The organism is Curtobacterium sp. MCLR17_044 (genome assembly GCF_003234435.1).
GTDB classification, from domain to species: Bacteria; Actinomycetota; Actinomycetes; order Actinomycetales; family Microbacteriaceae; genus Curtobacterium; species Curtobacterium flaccumfaciens.
Map to the genome: position 1 here is coordinate 1 of NZ_QKTC01000005.1, position 19,960 is coordinate 19,960.

At 71.4% G+C, this 19,960-nt stretch carries 16 protein-coding genes and 1 tRNA gene; 2 read left to right on the plus strand and 15 right to left on the minus strand.

Annotated elements, in window-relative coordinates; all coding sequences use genetic code 11:
* Positions 1-555: 555 nt before the first annotated feature.
* From DEJ04_RS04410 to DEJ04_RS04430, 5 genes are all read right to left on the minus strand, one after another.
* Positions 556-1,527 (minus strand): YafY family protein, encoded by a 972-nt coding sequence (locus tag DEJ04_RS04410; protein ID WP_071244904.1) that lies wholly within the window; start codon positions 1,525-1,527, stop codon positions 556-558.
* Positions 1,520-2,572: a YafY family protein gene (locus DEJ04_RS04415; RefSeq protein ID WP_111046360.1), complete on the minus strand. Its 1,053-nt coding sequence runs from the start codon at positions 2,570-2,572 to the stop codon at positions 1,520-1,522. Before DEJ04_RS04415 ends, DEJ04_RS04410 begins: the two co-directional genes overlap by 8 nt.
* A gap of 71 nt (positions 2,573-2,643) precedes the next feature.
* Positions 2,644-3,564, minus strand: coding sequence for an FKBP-type peptidyl-prolyl cis-trans isomerase (locus tag DEJ04_RS04420; RefSeq protein WP_111046361.1), 921 nt, complete (start codon positions 3,562-3,564; stop codon positions 2,644-2,646).
* 42 nt (positions 3,565-3,606) lie between these two features.
* On the minus strand, positions 3,607-4,743 hold the full coding sequence (locus DEJ04_RS04425; protein ID WP_111046362.1) for a tRNA (adenine-N1)-methyltransferase: 1,137 nt from the start codon (positions 4,741-4,743) through the stop codon (positions 3,607-3,609).
* Entirely contained in the window at positions 4,740-5,498 is a 759-nt protein-coding gene (locus DEJ04_RS04430) for an HAD family phosphatase (RefSeq protein WP_258371309.1), read from the minus strand. The genes DEJ04_RS04425 and DEJ04_RS04430 overlap by 4 nt, the downstream gene beginning before the upstream one ends.
* A 147-nt stretch (positions 5,499-5,645) precedes the next feature.
* On the opposite strand from DEJ04_RS04430, the gene DEJ04_RS04435 reads away from it, so the two are divergent.
* Positions 5,646-6,569, plus strand: coding sequence for a proteasome assembly chaperone family protein (locus tag DEJ04_RS04435; protein ID WP_027465645.1), 924 nt, complete (start codon positions 5,646-5,648; stop codon positions 6,567-6,569).
* A gap of 627 nt (positions 6,570-7,196) precedes the next feature.
* On the opposite strand, the gene mshC is transcribed toward DEJ04_RS04435, so the two are convergent.
* The 3 genes from mshC to DEJ04_RS04450 form a co-directional block, all read right to left on the minus strand.
* Positions 7,197-8,441 (minus strand): cysteine--1-D-myo-inosityl 2-amino-2-deoxy-alpha-D-glucopyranoside ligase, encoded by a 1,245-nt coding sequence (gene mshC, locus DEJ04_RS04440; protein ID WP_111046364.1) that lies wholly within the window; start codon positions 8,439-8,441, stop codon positions 7,197-7,199.
* Positions 8,438-9,268 carry an undecaprenyl-diphosphate phosphatase gene (locus tag DEJ04_RS04445; RefSeq protein ID WP_027465647.1) on the minus strand — a complete coding sequence of 277 codons (831 nt, stop codon included), beginning with the start codon at positions 9,266-9,268 and terminating at the stop codon, positions 8,438-8,440. Before DEJ04_RS04445 ends, mshC begins: the two co-directional genes overlap by 4 nt.
* Positions 9,269-9,330: 62 nt before the next feature.
* The gene (locus DEJ04_RS04450) at positions 9,331-10,659 is read right to left on the minus strand and encodes a M20/M25/M40 family metallo-hydrolase (RefSeq protein ID WP_111046365.1); all 1,329 of its coding nucleotides are present in this window, start codon (positions 10,657-10,659) and stop codon (positions 9,331-9,333) included.
* A 161-nt stretch (positions 10,660-10,820) separates the two neighbouring features.
* Between DEJ04_RS04450 and DEJ04_RS04455 the strand changes: the two genes are divergently transcribed.
* Positions 10,821-10,906, plus strand: a tRNA-Leu gene (locus tag DEJ04_RS04455).
* 368 nt (positions 10,907-11,274) lie between these two features.
* Here DEJ04_RS04455 and DEJ04_RS04460 read toward each other — a convergent pair.
* From DEJ04_RS04460 to dinB, 7 genes are all read right to left on the minus strand, one after another.
* The gene (locus tag DEJ04_RS04460; protein ID WP_111046366.1) at positions 11,275-11,859 is read right to left on the minus strand and encodes a hypothetical protein; all 585 of its coding nucleotides are present in this window, start codon (positions 11,857-11,859) and stop codon (positions 11,275-11,277) included.
* Between the two features lie 11 nt (positions 11,860-11,870).
* Entirely contained in the window at positions 11,871-13,010 is a 1,140-nt protein-coding gene (locus tag DEJ04_RS04465; RefSeq protein WP_111046367.1) for a zinc-dependent alcohol dehydrogenase, read from the minus strand.
* A gap of 142 nt (positions 13,011-13,152) precedes the next feature.
* On the minus strand, positions 13,153-14,496 hold the full coding sequence (locus DEJ04_RS04470) for an HD domain-containing protein (protein WP_146248640.1): 1,344 nt from the start codon (positions 14,494-14,496) through the stop codon (positions 13,153-13,155).
* A gap of 288 nt (positions 14,497-14,784) precedes the next feature.
* Complete coding sequence (locus tag DEJ04_RS04475) at positions 14,785-16,113, minus strand: NAD(P)/FAD-dependent oxidoreductase (protein ID WP_027465651.1); 1,329 nt, start codon at positions 16,111-16,113, stop codon at positions 14,785-14,787.
* Positions 16,114-16,145: 32 nt separating this feature from the next.
* Positions 16,146-16,355: a hypothetical protein gene (locus tag DEJ04_RS04480; protein WP_017887301.1), complete on the minus strand. Its 210-nt coding sequence runs from the start codon at positions 16,353-16,355 to the stop codon at positions 16,146-16,148.
* 7 nt (positions 16,356-16,362) lie between these two features.
* Positions 16,363-18,153 carry a DEAD/DEAH box helicase gene (locus DEJ04_RS04485; protein ID WP_111046433.1) on the minus strand — a complete coding sequence of 597 codons (1,791 nt, stop codon included), beginning with the start codon at positions 18,151-18,153 and terminating at the stop codon, positions 16,363-16,365.
* Positions 18,154-18,341: 188 nt separating this feature from the next.
* Positions 18,342-19,586, minus strand: coding sequence for a DNA polymerase IV (gene dinB / locus DEJ04_RS04490; RefSeq protein ID WP_111046369.1), 1,245 nt, complete (start codon positions 19,584-19,586; stop codon positions 18,342-18,344).
* Positions 19,587-19,960 lie beyond the last annotated feature (374 nt).

The window sequence follows — 19,960 nt, forward strand, 5'->3', positions numbered from 1 at the left end:
CTTCGAAGATGTTTATTAGAGACAACCAGGTGACAGGTGGTAGGCGGGCGGGATCGGGTGTACCTGGCGAGAACGGGCGTACCGGGTCGGAAAATCGCACCAGGTACGCCCGGAACGACCAGGTACCCGGGGTCCGCCGTGCGAGGTCGGGCGTACCGAGCGAGACCGGGCGTACCTGGCGAGATCGGGCATACCTGGCGAGATCGGGCATACCTGGTCGGAAGATCACACCAGGTATGCCCGGAACAACCAGGTACCCGAGGTCCACCGTGCGAGACCGGGCGTACCTGGCGAGACCGGGCGTACCTGGTCGGAAGATCGCACCAGGCACGCCCGGAACGACCAGCTACCCGAGCTTCACCGTGCGGGATCGGGCGTGCAGTGCGGGATCGGGCTTGCCGTGCCAGATCGGGCGTACCTGGCGAGACCGGGCATACCTGGTCCTAAGAACACACCAGGTACGCCCGGAACGACCAGGTACCCGAGGTCCACCGTGCGAGATCGGGCGTACCTGATCGGAACGTGCAGCGATCGGACGAGCCGCAGCGGCAGACGTCAGCCCGCAGCGAGGGCCGCGGCTGCGAAGTCGCGCACGGCGTCACGGGCCGCGGGCGGGTCGAGCACCACGGCACGACCCGGCAACCCCGCGACGAGCCGGACCACGCCGTCGAACCCATGCGACGCCGCGAGCCGGATGCGCACACGACCGTCACCGTCGGGCGCGTCGGCGGTGTCGGACAGGAAGTCGGCGACCAGGGGCAGCGACGTCGAGTCGAGTTCCACCGTGACGATGACGTCGTCGGCGGCCTGCTGGAACAGCGTGTCCGGGATCACGACCTGGTCGATGGTCTTCTCGGCCGGGCGGTCGTCGACCCGCGCCTCGGACATCCGGTCGAGCCGGAACGTCCGGAGTGCCTGCCGGTCGAGGTCCCACGCGCGCAGGTACCAGTCGGTGTCGATGGACTCGACCCGCAGTGGGTCGACCCGTCGGGTGCCGCCCTGGGTGCGCGGTCCGGCGTACTCGAAGACCAGGCCGCGGCCGTCGGACATCGCCCGCCTGATGGTGGCGAGGGCGACGTCGTGCAGGTCCTGCCCGACGGCGACGGTCGACGCCGCTCCCCCGGCACCGCGGGAGAGCTTGGCCATCAGCGCGCGGATGGCGTCACGGTCGGCGGCCTCGGGCAGCGCGGACAGGTACTGCAGACCGGCGATGAGCGCCGACGCCTCACGAGCCGACAGACGCGGTGAGTCGTCGATCGCCACCAGGTTGGTCAGCACGATCATGTCGTTCTGGTCGAAGTCGTCCCAGGCGATGTCGAACAGGTCGCCGTGCTGGTACTGCATCGTCTCGCCGGGCACCCCGGACACCGCGATGAGTTCGACGGCACGCCGGATGCGGGCCTCGGGCACACCGAAGTGCCGAGCAGCCTCGGCTACCGAGACCCGCTCGCGGTCGATCAGGTACGGCACCAGGGCGAGCAGGAACGCGAGCTTGTCCTGCGCCTGCAGGGGTTGGGCGTCAGCCACGAACGGGGTCCTCTCCGGGGGCTGCGGCACGGTCGTCGTCGGTGTGGTCGCGCACGAGTGCACGGAGGCGCTCCTCGACCCGTGCCCGCAGGTCGTCGGGCTCGAGCACCCGGACCTCGGGCCCGAAGGCGGCGAGTTCCTCGGCGAGGATCTGCGGGTCGACGTGGTGCAGCACGAGCGCGCCGTCGGCGTCGGTCTCGGTGTCGCGGCGACGGGTGAGTCGGCGTTCGGCGTCGGAACCCGGCGTCACGGCGATGCGCGCAGTGCGCTCGGCCCAGATCCGCTCGAGCTCGGCGAGGGTGCGCTCCCCCGCGCCGACGGGAGCGGTGTGCTGCCCGACCTCGTACTGGGTGACGGGTCCGACGATGCGGGCCAGCAGGTAGTTCTTGTCCGAGTCCGTCGCGAACTCGTGGGCGGCGAGCATCCACCGGCCGCCGTGCTGCACCAGGGCGAGCGGAGCCACTTCGCGCCGACGGGCGTCGTGCTGCCCCGGCGTGATGTAGTCGAAGCGAACTGCGGCGCCGCGATCGAGCGCGGAACGGAGCGGCTCGAAGGACGCATCCCGGGCGCGGAGCCGCGGGGCGTACGCATCGACCCCGAGCTGCAGGGCACCGTCGTCGTCCTCGGCGCCGGCCGAGCGGACCTTCAGCAGGCCACGGCGGGAGTCGGCGGACAGTGCGCCTTCGCGCCAGGCCATCGCGGCCAGGGACAGCAGCGCGGATTCGTCCGGGGTGAAGCGGACGTCGACGGGCAGGTCGTACTCACCCTTCGGGATCCGGTACCGGAGAGTCTGGTTGTTGCCCGCGGCACCCGGGGTCTCGATGGTCTCGAGGGGGATGCCGAGCTCGCGGACGTCGTCCTTGTCGCGTTCGAACTGGCGCTCGAGCGAGGCGTTGTCGCCACCGGTCGAGAACCGCTGCCGGTACCCCTGCACGTTGGCCAGGATCTCGGCCTTGGTCAGCCCGGACTCCGTCGAGAGCAGCGCGAGCACGAGGCTGAACAGCCGCTCCTCGGCGGGCACACGGGGCACACGGGTCGCTGGCACGAGCCGATCCTACGGCAGCGCGGGTGCACCGGAGTGCACCCGCGCCGCGGTCCGTGGACGGTCGGACCGGGTCAGTTCGAGATCGCCCCGAGGACGTCGATCACGTACGCGTACGCGGTCCCCTGCTGGTTGACGATGGCCAGGACCTGGTCGCCGACGTGGTGCCCGACGATGGCGGACCGGACGCCCTCGTCCACCTGGCCCTTGGTGAGCGGGATGGCCTGCGCGCCGGATCCGTCGGTCCAGCTGGAGCCGGCGACGGACGGGTCGGCACCCCAGGTGACGGCGGTGTACTTGATGACCGCGGTGTCCTTCGCGGTGAGCTCGCGACCGTCGCCCTTGCGGAGCAGGTGCGTCTCGTTCGACTTCGGCGCGCTCCACGACGGGATCGTGATGCCGGGGGCGCCGGAGGGTGCGAGCACCACGGCCGGCATCTTGTCGCCGGCGAGCTGCGGGGTGCCGGTGGCACGGGCGTCGAACGCGCGCTTGACGTCGATGACGGCGATGACGGCGTCCTCGGTCTTCTTCGACGACGAGCTGCCAGCGGTGCCGCCGGTGCTGCTCAGGGCGCTCTTCGGCAGGGCCACCGCCAGGCGGTCGCCGACGCGGGCGCACTGCAGCGAGGCGCCGAGGGCCCCGTAGTTGCTCGCACCGGCGGTGATCGGTGCCGTCTGGCCCGAGTAGCCGCTCGTCTGGGCGACCTGCCCCGTGGAGCCGTCGACCAGGGTGTACTCGACCAGGACGGGGGTGCCGTCGTCGATCGTGCGACCGGAACCCTGCTGCAGCACGGACACCTGGGTGCCCTTGGTGGTCAGGCCCTTCGGCACGTTGATCTTCGGCTCCGAGCCGAACTTGCCGGTGGCGGTCACCGCTTCGGACGCGGCGCCGGGAGCGGCACAGCTCGAGGGCGTGGTGCCGGCACCGTTCGAGGCGCAGGCGGTGAGGGACACCGCGAGACCGATGGTGACCAGGAGTGCGGGGATGGTGCGCACGGACCCTCTTTCCGTTCGATGCAGGACGGGCACGCCGTCAGCCTACCGTTCGTCCTCGACGGCCCCGGACGGAGCCGCAGCACCATCCGCCGCCGACGACGCCTCGGCCGCCGCGACCTTGCGCGCCTGCGCCGCCGACTGCCGGGCGACCTTGCGGAGCTTCTTGTCGCTCGTCGCCCGCTCGCCCACGGCGCCGGGGGTCCAGGCCTCGATGTCCTCGTCCGAGAACTCCGCCTTGCCCGCGCGGCGCTTCAGATTCGGCAGCACGGTGCCGTCGGCCAGGCGTCGTGCCGTGACGAGGAACCCGGTGTGCCCGACCATGCGGTGGTCCGGGCGGACGGCGAGGCCCTCGACGTGCCAGGTGCGCACCAGGGTCTCGCTCGGCATCGGGTCGGTGAAGCGCCCGGTGTCGCGCAGGGCCTCGGCCGTGCGGGACAGCTGCGTGACGGTCGCGACGTAGCAGACGATGAGTCCGCCGGGCACGAGGGCGTCGGCCGCGGCGTCCACGCACTCCCACGGCGCGAGCATGTCGAGCACGACCCGGTCGATGCTCTGCGGCTCGGTCGCGTCGGGCAGCGACTCGACCAGGTCACCGACGGTGACGGACCAGTTGTCCGGGACTGCGCCGAGGAAGGTGCCGACGTTGCCCTTCGCGATCGCCGCGAACTCCTCGCGGCGCTCGAACGACTGCAGCTGCCCGGTCGGGCCGATCGCGCGGAGCAGGAACAGCGACAGCGCGCCCGAGCCGACGCCGGCCTCGACCACGCGGGCCCCGGGGAAGACGTCCGCGAAGGCCACGATCTGCGCCGCGTCCTTCGGGTAGACGATCGCGGCGCCACGCGGCATCGACATCACGTAGTCGTTGAGCAGCGGACGGAGCGCGAGGTACTCGTCACCGGTGCTCGCCCGGATGACGGAGCCGTCGGGCTGGCCGATGACGTCGTCGTGCCGCAGCACCCCGCGGTGCGTGTGGTACTCACCCGCGGTCTCGAGCGACAGCGTCGTGAGCTTGCCCTTCGGACCGGTCAGCTGGACGCGGTCGCCGGCCCGGAACGGGCCGCGCGGCGGCGTGTGCGGTGCGCCGCCCGCGGTGTGCGGGAGGGCTGCGGTCGGGTCCGCGGTCGGACTGGAGGCGCTGCTCGCGTCCGCCTCGTCGCGTGCGTCGTCGGTGTGGCTCATCGGGTGACCCCTTCGGTGTCCGCAGCGTGCGCCGGGTCCGGCACCGCGCCTCCAGAGTGCGCAGCCCGTGCGGCCAGTGCCGGCGTCGTCAACTCGACCAGACGGTCGACGTCGACCCCAGCCAGGGTGGTCAGGTGCACGTCGCCGCCGGCGATCTCGGACAGCGGGACGATGTGCTCGACGGCGACCGTGACGGCGCCGGAGGCGACGGCCGACGCGACGCCGGTGGCGGAGTCCTCGATCGCGACGCACGCGGTGGGCTCGACGCCGAGCTGCGCGGCGGCGGACAGGTACGCGTCCGGGAACGGCTTCGGGCGGTCGACGTCGTCACCGGCGACGACGACGCGGAAGCCGTGTTCGCCCAGGGCCTCGGCGGCGACGAGCGCCATCTTGCGACGGGACATCGTGACCAGGGCGGTCGGGATGCCGCGGGCGTGGAGCTCCTCGACGAGCTCGCGGGCACCCGGACGCCAGGGCAGTTCACCGGCGCGCAGGTGCTCCATGACGTAGTCGGTCATCCACTGGATGATCTCCTCGACCTCCATGTCGACGCCCTTGGCGCGCAGGAGCTCACCGGAGCGCTCGAGGCCGGACCCGACCAGGGACAGGCCGTCCTCGTGGGTCCACTCGGCGCCGTAGCGGTTCGTCAGGTCGACCTGGGACCGCTGCCAGATCGGCTCGGTGTCGATGATCGTGCCGTCCATGTCCCACAGCACGGCTGCGGGCGGGACGAGGGCAGGAGGATGCGCGGTCACGGGCGACGAGTCTACCGGGGCCGTTCCGCTGGGCGCGGACGCGCGCGTGCGCCGACACCCCCTGGGCCTACAGTGGATGCCTGAATCGTGTCCGGCCGGGGGCATCGCTCCCGCCCCGCTCCGCTCCACCACCAGGAGGTCCGCTCCGTGCCACAGCACTCCCCCTTCAGCGACGGTCGCTTGCTCGTCGTCGCCTTCGAGGGCTGGAACGACGCCGGCGAGGCCGCGAGCGGTCTGGCGCGTCGCATCGTCGAGTCGCTCGGGCTCGACGAGCTGCGCGAACTCGACGGTGAGCGGTACGTCGACTACCAGTTCAACCGGCCCACCGTCGGCACCGACGACAACGGCGACCGCGGCGTGCAGTGGCCCCGGATCGTGCTGCACGGCCCCGGTGCCGAGGGGCGTCCTGTCATCGGTGCCACCGGCTCCCCCACCGACCGTGACGTCTTCGTCCTCGTCGGCCCGGAACCCTCGCGCACCTGGCGGGGCTTCTGCTCGGAGATCATCGACCTGGCGGACGTCTACTCGATCGACGCCGTCGTCTTCGTCGGTGCGATGCTCGCCGACGTCCCGCACACCCGGCCGATCTCGGTGTTCGTGTCGAGCGAGAACGCCGGGGTCCGCGCCGCGTTCGACGTCGACAAGTCCTCGTACGAGGGCCCGACCGGCATCCTCGGGGTCCTCGCCGACGCGATGGACAAGGCCGGCCTGACCACGCTGTCCCTGTGGGCCTCGGTGCCGCACTACGTGCACAACTCGCCCTCGCCGAAGGCCACGCTCTCGCTGCTCGACAAGATCGAGGAGCTCACGGACGTCACCGTGCCCCGTGGCTCGCTGCTCGACGACGCCACCGAGTGGGAAGAGGGCATCGACGCCCTCGCCGCCGACGACGAGGACATGGCGTCCTACATCGGGCAGCTCGAGCAGGCGCGCGACACGGTCGACTCCCCCGAGGCCTCGGGTGACGCCATCGCGCAGGAGTTCGAGCAGTACCTCCGTCGCCGTGAGCGCAAGGACGGCAAGGACGGCGGCACCGCCGGTGGCGAGGGGCCGTGGCGGCCCCAGCAGTAGCCGTCACCCGCTGACGGACAGGAGGCACGGTGCCGGCCGGCACCGTGCCTCCTGTCCGTCTGGGGCGTGCGGCGAGTGGTCACGAACTGTCGGCTGCGGCCCGCCCGGGCGACAGTTCCTGACCCCTCGGCGGCGCGCACGCGACGTCGCGACCACACGGCGGACGGGAGGCGCGTGTCGGCCTCGCCACGGGCCTCCCGACCGGCGGCCGCGAACGGTCACGACACCCCGCTCACGTCCGGCGAGTGGTCACGAACTGTCCGTTGCGGCCCGCCCGGGCGACAGTTCCTGACCCCTCGGTGGCACGCACGCGACGTGTCGCGACCACTCACCGCGCGGTCACGACACCCCTGCTCACGTCCGGCGAGTGGTCGCGAACTGTCGGCTGCGGCCCACCTCGGCGACAGTTCCTGACCCCTCGGTGGCACGCACGCGACGTATCGCGACCACACGGCGGACCGGAGGCGCGTGTCGGCCTCTCCACGGGCCTCCCGTCCGGCGGCCGCGAACGGCCACGACACCCCGCTCACGTCCGGCGAGTGGTCACGAACTGTCGGCTGCCGACCGTCCAGGCGACAGTTTCTGACCCCTCGTCGCCGGGCATACGGCGTGTCGCGTCAGCGCAGGTCAGGCCAGGCGGATGCCGAGCAGCGCGTCGATGAGGTCGATGAGCTCCGGCGTGCACGCCGTGCCACCGGCGATCGCCGTGTCGACCGCAGCGACGGCACCGGGGGTGTCCAGGTCGTCCGACACCCGCGCGCGGATGCGTGCCGCGACGTCCGCGGCGTCGTCGGCGTGCCCGGCGGAGGCTCCCGAGGCCCAGGCGTCCCAGCCGGCGAGCCGCGTCTGGGCGCTCGTCAGCTCGGTGTCGAACCACTCCCAGTCGTCGGAGTACTTGTGCGACAGCAGCGCGAGCCGGATGGCACGGGGGTCGGCGCCGTCGTCGAGCAGCCCGCGCACGGTGACGAGGTTGCCGAGCGACTTCGAGATCTTCGTGCCCTGGTAGGCGATCATCCCGGTGTGCACGAACGCGTTCGCGAGGGGCTGGTGCGCGAGGGCAGCAGCGTGCCCGGCGCTCATCTCGTGGTGCGGGAAGACCAGGTCGCTCCCGCCGCCCTGCACGCTGATCGGCAGCCCGAGGCGGTCACCGGCGATGACGCTGCACTCGATGTGCCAACCGGGGCGACCGGGGCCGATCTCGGTGTCCCAGGCCGGCTCGCCGTCACGCGCGGCGCGCCACAGCAGCGGGTCGAGCGGGTCGCGCTTGCCCGGACGATCCGGGTCGCCGCCGCGTTCGGCTGCGAGGGCGAGCATCGTCTCGCGGTCCAGGCCGCTCTCGTCACCGAGGGTCCACGCGTCGGTGGGGCGGTTCACGTCGAAGTACAGGTCGTCGCCCTCGGCGCCGTCGGTCGGGACCTCGTACGCGTAGCCGGACTCCTGCAGGAACGAGACCGCCTCGGCGACGCGCTCGACCTCGTCGGTGACGGCCACGAAGTCGTCCGGCGGCAGGATCCGGAGCGACTCCATGTCGCGACGGAACAGGTCGACCTGGGACGCAGCGAGTTCACGCCAGTCGACGCCGTCGCGGGCGGCACGCTCGAGCAACGGGTCGTCCACGTCGGTGACGTTCTGCGCGTACTCGACGTCGAGCCCCGCGTCACGCCAGGCACGGCCGAGCGTGTCGAACGCCAGGTACGTCGCCGCGTGGCCGAGGTGCGTGGCGTCGTACGGCGTGATGCCACAGACGTACAGCGCGGCACGGTCCTCGTCGCGGGCGGGGTCCACCGGCTTGCCCGTCGCGGTGTCGTGGACGACCGGTCGGGGCGCGGCGCCGGGGACGTCGGGGACGGATGGGGCCTGCCAGGCCCTCACGGCTGGATCACTCCGAGCGACAACAACACGATGAGCACGATACCGAGTGCGATCCGGTAAACGACGAAGGGCATGAAGCTGCGCTTGCTGATGTAGTTCATGAACGCCGCGATCACGACGAACCCGACCACGAACGCGACGACGGTGGCGATGAGCGTGTCGGCGAGTCCGAACGGCGAGCCGTGGTCGCCGAGGCTCGTCGCGGCCTCGTAGAACCCGGACAGGAACACCGCCGGGATCGCGAGCAGGAACGCGAAGCGCGCGGCCGCCGGGCGGGTGTACCCGAGGGCGAGACCCATCGACACCGTCGCACCGGAACGGGACACACCGGGCACCAGGGCGAGCATCTGCGCCAGGCCGATGAGCAGACCACCACGGAACGTCATCTGCTCGATCCGGCGCTCCTTGCGGCCGACACGGTCGAGCACCCCGAGCACGACACCGAACACGATGAGGACGATCGCGACGATCCAGAGCGACCGGAACGTGGTCTCGATCGAGTCCTTGAGCAGGAGCCCGGCGACCCCGATCGGGATCGTGCCGAGGATCACCAGCCAGCCGAGCCGGACGTCGGGGTCGCCCTTCGGCACGTCACGCTTGACCACCGACCGGAACCACCGCCCGATGATGCGGGTGATGTCCTTCCAGAAGTAGATGAGCACCGCGGTCTCGGTGCCGAGCTGCGTCACCGCGGTGAAGGCCGCTCCGGGGTCCTTCGCGTCGGGCAGGAAGAGCCCCACGATGCGCAGGTGCGCGCTGGAGGACACCGGCAGGAACTCGGTGAGCCCCTGGACGAAGCCGAGGAAGATCGCCTCGAGGATGTGCATCGCACGGGCCTTTCGGGGGGAGGTCGGTCAGGGCACCGCCACGACGGCGACCATGAACAATATTAGTACGTGGCGAGCAGGTCGCCCAGCACCCGCCGACCGAACGCCAGCGAGTCGAGCGGCACCCGCTCGTCCACGCCGTGGAACATCGCGGGGAAGTCGACACCGGCCGGCAGCTGCAGCGGCACGAACCCGTACCCCGCGATGCCGAGCGTCGAGAGCGCCTTGTTGTCGGTGCCGCCGGACAGCAGGTACGGCAGGACCGGTGCGCCCGGGTCGTGCCGGCCGAGGACGTCGCGGACGGCATCGACCAGCGGGCCGCCGAAGTCCTGCTCGAGGCCGATGTCGCGGAACGACATGACCACCTCGACGTCGGGTCCGGCGAGCTCCCGCACCCGCTCGAGCACGGTCTCCTCGTCACCCGGCAGGCAGCGGATGTCGACCAGGGCCTCGGCGGTGTCGGGGATCACGTTGTGCTTGTAGCCGGCGGTCAGCACCGTCGGGTTCGAGGTGGTGTGCAGCGCGGCGTGGATGAACCGCGACGCCGAGCCGGTGGCCAGGGCGACCTCGTCCGGGCCGGTGACCGTCGGGTCCACCCCGAGGAACCGCGCCACCTCGGCGACCATCGCGTCCGTCGTGGCCGAGAGCCGCACGGGCCACTCCTCGCTGCCGATCCGGGCGACCGCCGCCGCGAGCTTCGTGACGGCGTTGTCGCGGATCACGTGCGAGCCGTGGGCGGCGGTGCCGCGCGCGATCAGCTTCACCCACATGAGCGCCTTCTCGCCGGTCTGCAACAAGTAGGCGCGACGGTCACCGAGCGTGATCGAGTACCCACCGACCTCGCTGATCGCCGCCGACGCCCCCGCGAAGACCTCGGGGTGCTGGTCGACCACGTGGTGGGACCCCAGGACTCCCCCGGCCTCTTCGTCGGCGAAGTACGCGATCACCAGGTCACGCTCCGGCGCACCGTGCTGCTCGATGACGTCCGCCAGCGAAGTGAGCATCATCGCGTCCATGTTCTTCATGTCGACGGCGCCCCGCCCCCACAGCGAACCGTCCTTGACCACGCCACCGAACGGGTCCACCGACCAGTTCGCCGGATCCGCCGGCACCACGTCGAGGTGCCCGTGCACCACGAGCGCCGACTTGTCACGGTTCCGACCGGGCACCCGCGCCACGACGCTCACCCGGTCCGGCTCGGACTCGAACAACTGCGGCTCGAGACCCAGCGCGCGGAGCTTGTCCTCGACGTAGTGGGCTGCCTCCGTCTCACCACGGGACTTCCCCTCGCCCCAGTTCGTCGTGTCGATGCGGATGAGGTCGCGGGCGATCGCCGCGGTGGCCTCGAGCTCGGGCACGGACTGCGGCTCGGAGGGCTCCGGGTTCGTCATGGCTCCACGGTATCGGTCGGCACCGACCCCGTCGCCGGGACAGCGCGCGCAGGACTCGCCCGGGATGCGCGACCGTGTTCATCGCGCGTTCAGACCCGTGCTAGTGTCTTCTCTCGGCAGGAACGCCGGGTTCAACCCGGGAAACAGACACCAGACACCCTGTCCGGGTGGCGGAATTGGTAGACGCGCTAGCTTGAGGTGCTAGTGCCCGTATTAGGGCGTAGGGGTTCAAGTCCCCTCTCGGACACAGGAAATGCGTGCCCCCTGACCTTTCGGTCGGGGGGCATTTTCTGTTGTGTCTTCCCGGCGAGTGCCGCCATCGCTGCGCTCAGGGCGTCACCGCCTCTGGGGCGCCACCTCGCTGCGCTCAGGGCGACCACGTGCCACTTCGCTGCTCTCAGGGCGATTCGGGCGCCACCTCGCTGCGCTCAGGGCGTTCTCCGTGCAGCGTCCGTACACGCGGCTGGACGCGGGACGTGCGGACTGGAGGCGCGGGGCGGGGCCGCAGCGCGCCTCCAGGCCGGAACGTGCGCACGTCGGAGGCCGGTGCAGGGTTGCGCACTCCGTGTGACGGAACAAGGTCGCACCGAGTGGGCAACGCCGCACCGCGCGCGGTCAGCGCGAGCGGCGCCCCCGCCGCACCACCAGCACGACGGCACCGAGCGCCGCCAGCCAGCCCCAGTTCGCGACCACCGGGTCGAGCACCTGGTGCCGCCAGTCCGACCGACTCGACCCCAGCCGCGACGCAACGGGGTGGTTCCCACGCTCCGCCGCGACACCGGTCTCGCTGATCACCCGGTCCGGCCGACCCCGGAGCGCATCGGTCACCCGGTGCGTCGCGACGTCCAGGCGGTCCCCGACGACGAGCAGCATCCAGTGCGCCAGGCGCCCCTCGCTGAACCGCCGGTAGGCGTACCGCCGGACGATCCCAGCGACACCGTGCAACGGCTGCGCGGTGCCGAACACCGGCGTCACGTGGGCGTGCTCGATCGAGCGCTCCCGGCCGTGCGCACCGTCCTGCTGCGGCGGGCGGTCCCAGTGGGCTCCGGTGGCCGAACCGGCCTCGCGCGAGAGCTCCGGAACGGAGGGCCGGTCCGCCGGGTCGAGGTCGCTCCCCCACCCCGGGATGCGGGCACGGAGTTCCTCGGCCGACGGCACCCGACCGGGCGGATCGGCGATGTACGGGGTGTGGTCGGACATGTCGGGCCTCCTCACGGCACGACGACGGTCTTGATGCAACCGTCGAGCTTGGACGAGAACAGGTGGTACCCCTCGGCGATGTGCTCGAGGGGGATGCGGTGCGTGATGATGTCGCTCGGCTTGAAGTGCCCGGCCTGGATGTGCTCGAGCAACCGCGGCCACTGGCGTTTCACGTGCGCCTGGTTCGTGTGGATCGTGACGCCCTTGTTCATCGCGTCACCGAACTTCACCGCGCTCGGGATCGGCCCGTACGCGCCGATCGCCGAGACCGTGCCGCCCTTGCGGACGCCGTCGATCGCCCAGTTGAGCGCCGTCGGGGACCCGCCCTGCAGCTTCAGCTTCGATGCGGTGACCTGCTGGGTGAAGTTGCCGTCCGCCTCGGCTCCGACGGCGTCGATCACACTGTCCGCACCCAGGAAGTCGGTCTGCTTCTTCATCTCGAGCACGACGTCGTCGACCTCGGCGAAGTTGATCGTCTCGGCGTGCGCGAAGCTCCGGGCCTTCTCGAGCCGGTACTCGAGCTGGTCGACGACGATCACCCGACCGGCTCCCATGAACCACGCCGACCTGGCGGCGTAGAGCCCGACCGGCCCGGCACCGAGCACCACGACGGTGTCGCCCTCGCGGATCGACGCCAGCTGCGCCCCGAAGTACCCGGTGCTCAGTGCGTCGGTCATCATCAGGGCGTCGTCGTCGTCGAGCCAATCCGGGATCACCTGCGGTCCGACGTCGGCGAACGGCACCCGCACGCGCTCCGCCTGCCCGCCGTCGTACCCGCCGGTGGTGTGCGAGTACCCGTAGATCCCGCCGACCGCGGTCGCGTTCGGGTTCACGTTGTGGCAGTTCGCGAAGAGTCCGCGGGTGCAGAACCAGCACGTGCCGCAGAAGATGTTGAACGGGACCATCACGCGGTCGCCGACCGACAGGGTCTCGACGGACGAGCCGATCTGCTCGACCACCCCGATGAACTCGTGGCCGAACGTGTGCCCGACCCGGGTGTCGGGCATCATGCCGTGGTACAGGTGCAGGTCTGACCCGCAGATCGCGGCCCGTTCCACCCGGACGATCGCGTCGTTCGGGTGCTCGATCCGGGGATCCGGTTTCTCCTCGACGCGGATCCGGTAGGGGCCGCGGTACGTCATGGCGCGCATGGACGCTCCTCTCGTTCGTCGCGTCAACGCTGGCGCGCGCCACGTTGGAACGGACCCAGGACCGCAGATGGCGGACAAGCGGTGGGCGTCCGCACAGACGGACGGGAGGCGCGGTGCCAGCTGGTAGCGCGCCTCCCGTCCGTCACCGGCGTGCGTCGACCGCTCGGCGCAGCCACGCGCGGGCTCCGGCGACGTCATCGAAGACGCCGTCGTCCTGCGCCGCCGCGGACGCCACGAGGAGTTCGCGGAACACCGGCCCCGGGGTGAGTCCCGCGTCGACGAGGTCGCGGCCGGACAGCAGCCGCACGGGCCGACGCGCGACCTGGTCCCGGAGCGCGACGTCGAACCACGACCACGCCGAGGACCGGCTCGCCCCCGGACCACGCCCCTGCGAGTCGGCTTCGCACACCCGGGCCCACGACTCCATCGCGGGCAGGGAGGATCCGAGCCGTCGGAACAGCCGCCGAGCAGCGGCAACGGACGGTGGCGCGCCGTTGGACGAGTGCGGGACCATGTGCTCGCGAACGAGCGGGACGACCCGCTCGACGATGTGGCGTGGCGCGCCGAGGCGACCGAGCAGCGCTGCTGTTGCCGCAGCGCCGGACACCTCGTGGCCCAGGCTGCGGATCCGGACCGCACCTGCGTCGTCGGCGAGGACCTGCGTGCCGGAGCCGGCCTTCCCCAGGTCGTGCAGCACGGCGGCGAGCACGATGACGACCCGGTCGTCACCCCGGATCCCGTCCGCGGTGCAGGCGCGGGCGGCAGCGTCCCCCGCCGCTCCGAGGTGGACGTGCACGGGACCCTCCGGGTGCCACCGGGGGTCCTGCGGCACGTCTCGGACCGCGGCGAGCTCGGGCAGGTGTCGCTCCCAGCCGCTGTCGTGCAGCGTTCGGAGGGCAGCCGACATGTGGTCGCCGAGTGCCAGCTTGCGGATCTCGGGCCAGATCCGCCCGGTGGCGATCGACTCGAACTGCGCCGCGAGCGACCGCGCCAGACGCAGCGTCGCGGGGTGCACGGCGAAGTCGAACCGGGCGACGAGCTGCACGGCACGCAAGACCCGGAGCGGGTCCTCGCTGCAGCGTTCGGAAGCGTGCCGCAGCACGCCGATGACGGCATCGTCGATCCCACCGACCGCGTCGAGGAACACGTTCGTGCGGGGGTCCCAGGCGACGGCGTTCACCGTGAAGTCCCGACCGAGGGCGGACACCGTGACCGGATCGAGCGCACCGGACTCCGCCGTCACTGCGACGTCGACGCGGGATCCGTCGAGCACCACCTTGAGGACCGGGAACCCCGCACCGGCCTCGACGACGATCGCGCCGGCCGCACGCAACGCTCCGACGACCACATCGGTCCTGGTGCCGTGCACCTCGACGTCGACGTCACCGGTGGTGGTCGGTCCGCGCCCGGCTTCCCGGAGCAGCAGGTCGCGCACTGCTCCGCCGACCAGGGAGGGCTGCCCGATCCCGCCCAGGACCTCGAGCACCGTTCGGGCTCCGGCGTCGAGGCCGAAGGCGCGGAACGGGTCGGCCGGACCGGGGCACCGGTGGACGGTGCTGTCGTGACGCTCGGCGCCGCATCGGAGACACGATCGGACGGAGGAGATGGTGGTGGTGGGGCGCACGTGTCGGTCGACTTCCGGGACCTCGTCGCCGTGGGCGCCGAGGGAGTCAGTATGCCGGAGAGCGGCAGGTGGGTGCGAACGCACGTGACGGACGGACGGGAGGCGCGCTGCCAGCTGGCACCGCGCCTCCCGTCCGATCTTTGGGGGCGTCTAGCTCTTCGACGCCTCGACGAAGTTGCGTCGCGGGTCCGTCTCCTTGATCAGGGAGGTCGCGTCGCGACCGGACACCGCGCCGGTGATCCAGCCGATGATGATGCGGGCCTTCCGGTTCAGGGTCGGCATCGCGTACACGTGGTACGCGCGGTGCGCGAGCCACGCGAGCAGGTTGGTCATCTTGATGCCCTTGATGTTCGCGGCACCCTTGCCGACACCGTACGACGCGACGGTGCCGATGGAGGGGTGGCGGTACTCCTCGAGCGGCTTGCCGGTGATGGTCGCGACTATGTTGTCGGCGGCAACCACGGCCTGACGGACGGCGTTCTGCGCGTTCGGCGGGTAGAACGCCGGCTGCTTGTCGGCGGTCAGGTCGGGCACCTGCGCGACGTCACCCAGGCCCCAGACGCCCTCGACGACCTGGTGGGTGTCCTCGGCCTCGACCTGGAGCTTCGCGTTCGCGGCGAGGTGGCCCTTCGGCCCGCGCGGCAGGTCGGAAGCGTCGAGGAGCGGGTTCGGCTTGACGCCGGCGGTCCAGACGAGCAGGCCGGTGGCGAACTCGTCGCCGTCGGAGAACTTGACGACACCGCCCTCGGCGCTCGGCATGGTGGTCTTCAGGCGGACGTCGATGCCTCGGGCACGGAGCGACTCGAGCGTCCACTTGGACAGCTCGGGGCCGACCTCGGGCGCGACGCGGTCGAGGGCGTCGATGAGCACCCAGCGGGGCTGCTCACCGGCGAGCGACGGGTAGGTCTTGATGGCGGCCTGCGACACGTCGAAGAGCTCGCCGATCGCCTCGACGCCGGTGTAGCCACCGCCGACGAAGACGCTGGTCAGCAGACGGCGACGCTCGTCCTCGTCACGGGTGGCAGCGGCCTTCGCGATGTTGTCGAGGAGCTTGGCGCGCACGTAGGCGGCCTCTTCGACGCTCTTGAAGCCGACGCCGTACTCCTCGAGCCCGGGGGTCGGGAAGGTGCGGGTGACGGAACCGAGGGCGACGACCAGGTGGTCGTAGCCGAGGGTGCGGTCGTCGCCGCCGGCGGTCGCGATCGAGACGGTCTTGTCCGCCGAGGAGATCGCGGTGACCTTGCCCTGGATCACCCGGGTCTTGCGCAGTGCACGGCGCAGCTCGACGGTGACGTCCTTCGGCGCGATGTGGCCACCGGCGACCTCGGGCAGGAACGGCAGGTACGTGTAGTAGGTGTTCTGGTCCACGAGCGTGATGCGCATGGGCACCGTGGCCGCGTGCTTCTGGAGCTGCTTGACCGTGGTGTAGCCAGCGGAGCCGCCGCCGAGGACGAGGACGTGAGGGATCGAGTCTGCCATTCCTCCGGTCTACCGGACTTTGGCTTGGCGCGTCATGAGTTCCGCGGCCTGTCGCGGAGCCGCCACCACGCTGTCTCGGCCAGTTCGGGTCCGGTGAACACCCCGTGCGGGGTGCGGCGGGACTCGGTGAGCGAGAAGCGGCGCAGTCGGTAGCCGCCGCCGAAGCGGTCGATGATCGCCTCGGGTGACGCCTCGGGGTCGCGCTTGACGTACCAGGTGCGGTCGTCGACCGGCTCGATCACGCCGCGGTCACCGTCGTCCGCCGATGCGGGAGCGCAGGATGTCGATGCGCTTCTGGATCTGCTCGATGCTCGCCTGCGCCACGGCCGGGCCACCGCTGATCCGCCGGAGTTCGGCGTGGATCGATCCGTGCGGTTCGTTCGAGTGCCGGGACCAGATCGACACGAGCCGGGCGAGCTCGGTGCGCTGCTCCTTGATCGTCATGTACATCGGTCGGTCGGGCTCGGGCGTCTTCGGCATACCGTCCTTGGCCGTGCGGCCCTTGGAGCGCTTCGCCTGCGTCGCCTGTCGCGCGCGCAGGAGGTCGCGCACCTGGTCGGGTTCAAGGAGCCCGGGGATGCCGATGAAGTCGAGCTCCTCGAGGGAACCGACCTCGCCGCCGGTGCCGAACTCACCGCCGTCGTAGAGGACGCGGTCGAAGGACGCCTGCGAGTCGAGTGCCTCGAACGGCTGGACCTCGAGCAGGCTCTCGGACGCGCGGTCTTCCTTGTTGGCCTCGGCGACCATCGCGTCTTCGGGGTTGTACATGCCGTCGTCGGCGTCCTTCGGGCGGTCGAGGGCGTGGTCGCGCTCGAGCTCGAGGGTGGCGGCGAGGGCCATCAGGCCGGGGACGCTCGGCAGGAAGACACTCGCGGTCTCACCGCGGCGACGGGCACGCACGAAGCGGCCGATCACCTGGGCGAAGAACAGCGGCGTGCTCGCGCTCGTGGCGTAGACGCCGACGCAGAGCCGTGGGACGTCGACACCTTCGGACACCATGCGGACGGCGACCATCCAGCGCGAGGTGTCCTCGGCGAAGGCGCTGATGCGGCTCGACCCGGCGGCCTCGTCGGACAGCACCACGGTGGGGCGCTCCCCCGTGATCTGCTGCAGTATCCGGGCGTAGGCGCGCGCTGTGGTGGTGTCGGTGGCGATGACCAGACCGCCGGCGTCGGGCACACCGCGACGGACCTCGGTCAGGCGCTTGTCGGCGGCGGAGAGCACGGCCGGCATCCACTCGCCCTCGGGTGACAGCGCGGTGCGCCAGGCCTGGGCCGTGATGTCCTTCGTGACCTGCTCGCCCAGGGACGCCGACATCTCGTCGCCCATCCGGGTCTTCCAGCGCATCTGGCCCGCGTAGGCCATGAACAGCACCGGGCGGACGACGCCGTCCTTCAGGGCTCGGCCGTAGCCGTAGTTGTAGTCGGAGATCGAGGTGCGGATGCCCTGCTCGTCGGGGGCGTACTGCACGAACGGGATCGGTGCGGTGTCGGACCGGAAGGGGGTCCCCGACAGCGAGAGCCGGCGGGTGGCGCCGGAGAACGCCTCTCGGATGCCGTCGCCCCACGTCAGGGCGTCGCCACCGTGGTGGACCTCGTCGAGGACGACCAGGGTGCGGCCGCCCTCGGTGATGCGCTTGTGCACCTCGGGGTTCATGCCGACCTGGGCGTACGTGATCGCGACGCCCTGGTAGTGCCGGCCGAACATGCCGTCGCCGTTCTTGAACATCGGGTCGATCCGGATGCCCACACGGTCGGCGGAGTCGGCCCACTGGCGCTTCAGGTGCTCGGTCGGGGCCACGACGACGATGCGGTCGACGGTGCCGCGGGCGAGGAGCTCGGTCGCCAGACGCAGCGCGAAGGTGGTCTTGCCGGCGCCGGGGGTCGCGGCCGTGAGGAAGTCGCGGGGTTCCTTCTCGAAGTACTTCGTGAGCGCTTCGATCTGCCAGGCGCGGAGCTTCGATGCCGTGCCCCAGGCGGCCCGGTCCGGGAACGCCGGCGACAGGTGCTGGACGGCCGAGTTGCCGGCCGCTTCGGCCAGTGCCGCGGCATCGGCTTCGGCACGGGCTGCGTCACCGTGCGCCTGGGTTTGGTGCGCCTGGCTGCCGTCGTGCGTCGACGACGATCCGCCTGCGCCGGACTGGTCGTCACCCGACTCCGCCCACAGCGTGGCGGGCTGCTGGTCTTCGTACTCCGCTGCGCTCACTGAACCCGATTCTACCGCCACCGTCAGTCCTGCCGAGCGTGCGGGACGCCGCCGTCAGCGGTCCGGCGGACCAGGGATGCCGGTCGCAGCACGCCGGCGCCGAAGCGTGCGGCGACCGCGTCGACCGTGGTCTCGGTGTCGCGCCACGGCGCGTCGTCGTCCCACAGGGCGTTGCTCGCGGCCGCGGGCACGAGGTTCTCGCCGCGCACCCCGATCAGCCGGATCTGGTTGCCCGGTCGGTGCAGCACGTCGTACAGCTCGACGGCTTCGCGGTGCAGGCGCTTCGCGACGTCGGTGGGCTCCGCCAGCGTGCGCGACCGGGTCAGGGTGGTGAAGTCGGTGTACCGGACCTTGAGCGCCACGGTCCGGGCCTGTACGTCGGCCTGGCGCAGGCGGACGGCGACCTTGTCGGCCAGGCGCAGGAGTTCGCGTGCGACGTCGTCGCGCTCCGTCAGGTCGCGACCGAACGTGACCTCGTGCCCGATCGACTTCTCACCGACGCCGGTGTCGACCACGCGCGGGTCGCGACCCCATGACAGGTCGTGCAGCCGCTGCCCGCCGGCCGGGCCGAGTGCCGACACCAGCGACCCGAGCGGGGTGTTCGCCAGGTCGCCGACCGTGCGGATGCCCCGGCGTTCGAGCGTCTCCTGCGTCTTGCCGCCGACGCCCCAGAGCGCGGACACCGGCTGCGGGTGCAGGAACGCCACGGTGTCGGCGGCGGGCACCACGAGCAGGCCGTCCGGCTTCGACCGGCTGGACGCGAGCTTCGCGACGAACTTCGTCGATGCCGCACCGACGGAGCAGTGCAGACCGGTCTCGGCGAAGACCGTGCGGCGGATCGCCTGGCCGATCTGCCACGGGGTGCCGTACAGGCGGAGGGCGCCGGCGACGTCGAGGAACGCCTCGTCGATGCCGAGGCGCTCGACCCGCGGGGTGAACCGGTCGAAGATCGCCATCACCGCGGCAGACTTCGCACGGTACTTCTCGAAGTGCGGCTCGACGATGACGGCGTTCGGGCAGCGTCGCTTGGCGATGGCCATCGGCATCGCGGAGTTGACCCCGTAGCGACGGGCTTCGTAGGTGGCGGCGGTGACGACGGAGCGGTCGGAGTCGTGTCCGACGATGACCGGCAGCCCCACCAGGTCGGGGCGGTCGAGCAGTTCGACGGAGGCGAAGAAGGCATCCATGTCGACGTGCAGCACGGTCGCCGAGACGTCGTCCACCGGTGCGTCGGAGACGAGGCGGTTCCGTCCGTCCTGCTTGCTCACACCGAGATGATGCCAGGCACCGCCGACATCGCCGTGCCCGGGCGTGCTCACGGCCGCTCGGTGCGAGGTTCGTCCCGTCGTGCGCGGTTGCTCGCCCGCCGTCGCACCGTGCGCCCTTCGCGACTCGGTGCCGGGTTGGTTGCACGGTGCGGCGCCACAGGGCAGCACCGAGCGACCAAGCTCGCACCGGCCGACGGACTCCGCACCGTGCGCCGCCACGCCATCGACGCCGTCGCGCCCATCGCACCGTGCGCCCTTCGCGACTCGGTGCCGGGTTGGTTGCACGGTGCGGCGCCACAGGGCGGCACCGAGCGACCAAGGTCGCACCGGCCGACGGACCCGGCACCGTGCGCCGCCACGCCAACCTCGCACCA

What these genes read in the sequence shown, in the direction of transcription:
- DEJ04_RS04475 (WP_027465651.1), bottom strand. Translation starts at nt 16,113, where the DNA reads ATGGCAGACTCGATCCCTCACGTCCTCGTCCTCGGCGGCGGCTCCGCT.
- DEJ04_RS04425 (WP_111046362.1), bottom strand. Translation starts at nt 4,743, where the DNA reads ATGAGCCACACCGACGACGCACGCGACGAGGCGGACGCGAGCAGCGCC.
- DEJ04_RS04465 (WP_111046367.1), bottom strand. Translation starts at nt 13,010, where the DNA reads ATGCGCGCCATGACGTACCGCGGCCCCTACCGGATCCGCGTCGAGGAG.
- DEJ04_RS04450 (WP_111046365.1), bottom strand. Translation starts at nt 10,659, where the DNA reads ATGACGAACCCGGAGCCCTCCGAGCCGCAGTCCGTGCCCGAGCTCGAG.
- DEJ04_RS04445 (WP_027465647.1), bottom strand. Translation starts at nt 9,268, where the DNA reads ATGCACATCCTCGAGGCGATCTTCCTCGGCTTCGTCCAGGGGCTCACC.
- DEJ04_RS04460 (WP_111046366.1), bottom strand. Translation starts at nt 11,859, where the DNA reads ATGTCCGACCACACCCCGTACATCGCCGATCCGCCCGGTCGGGTGCCG.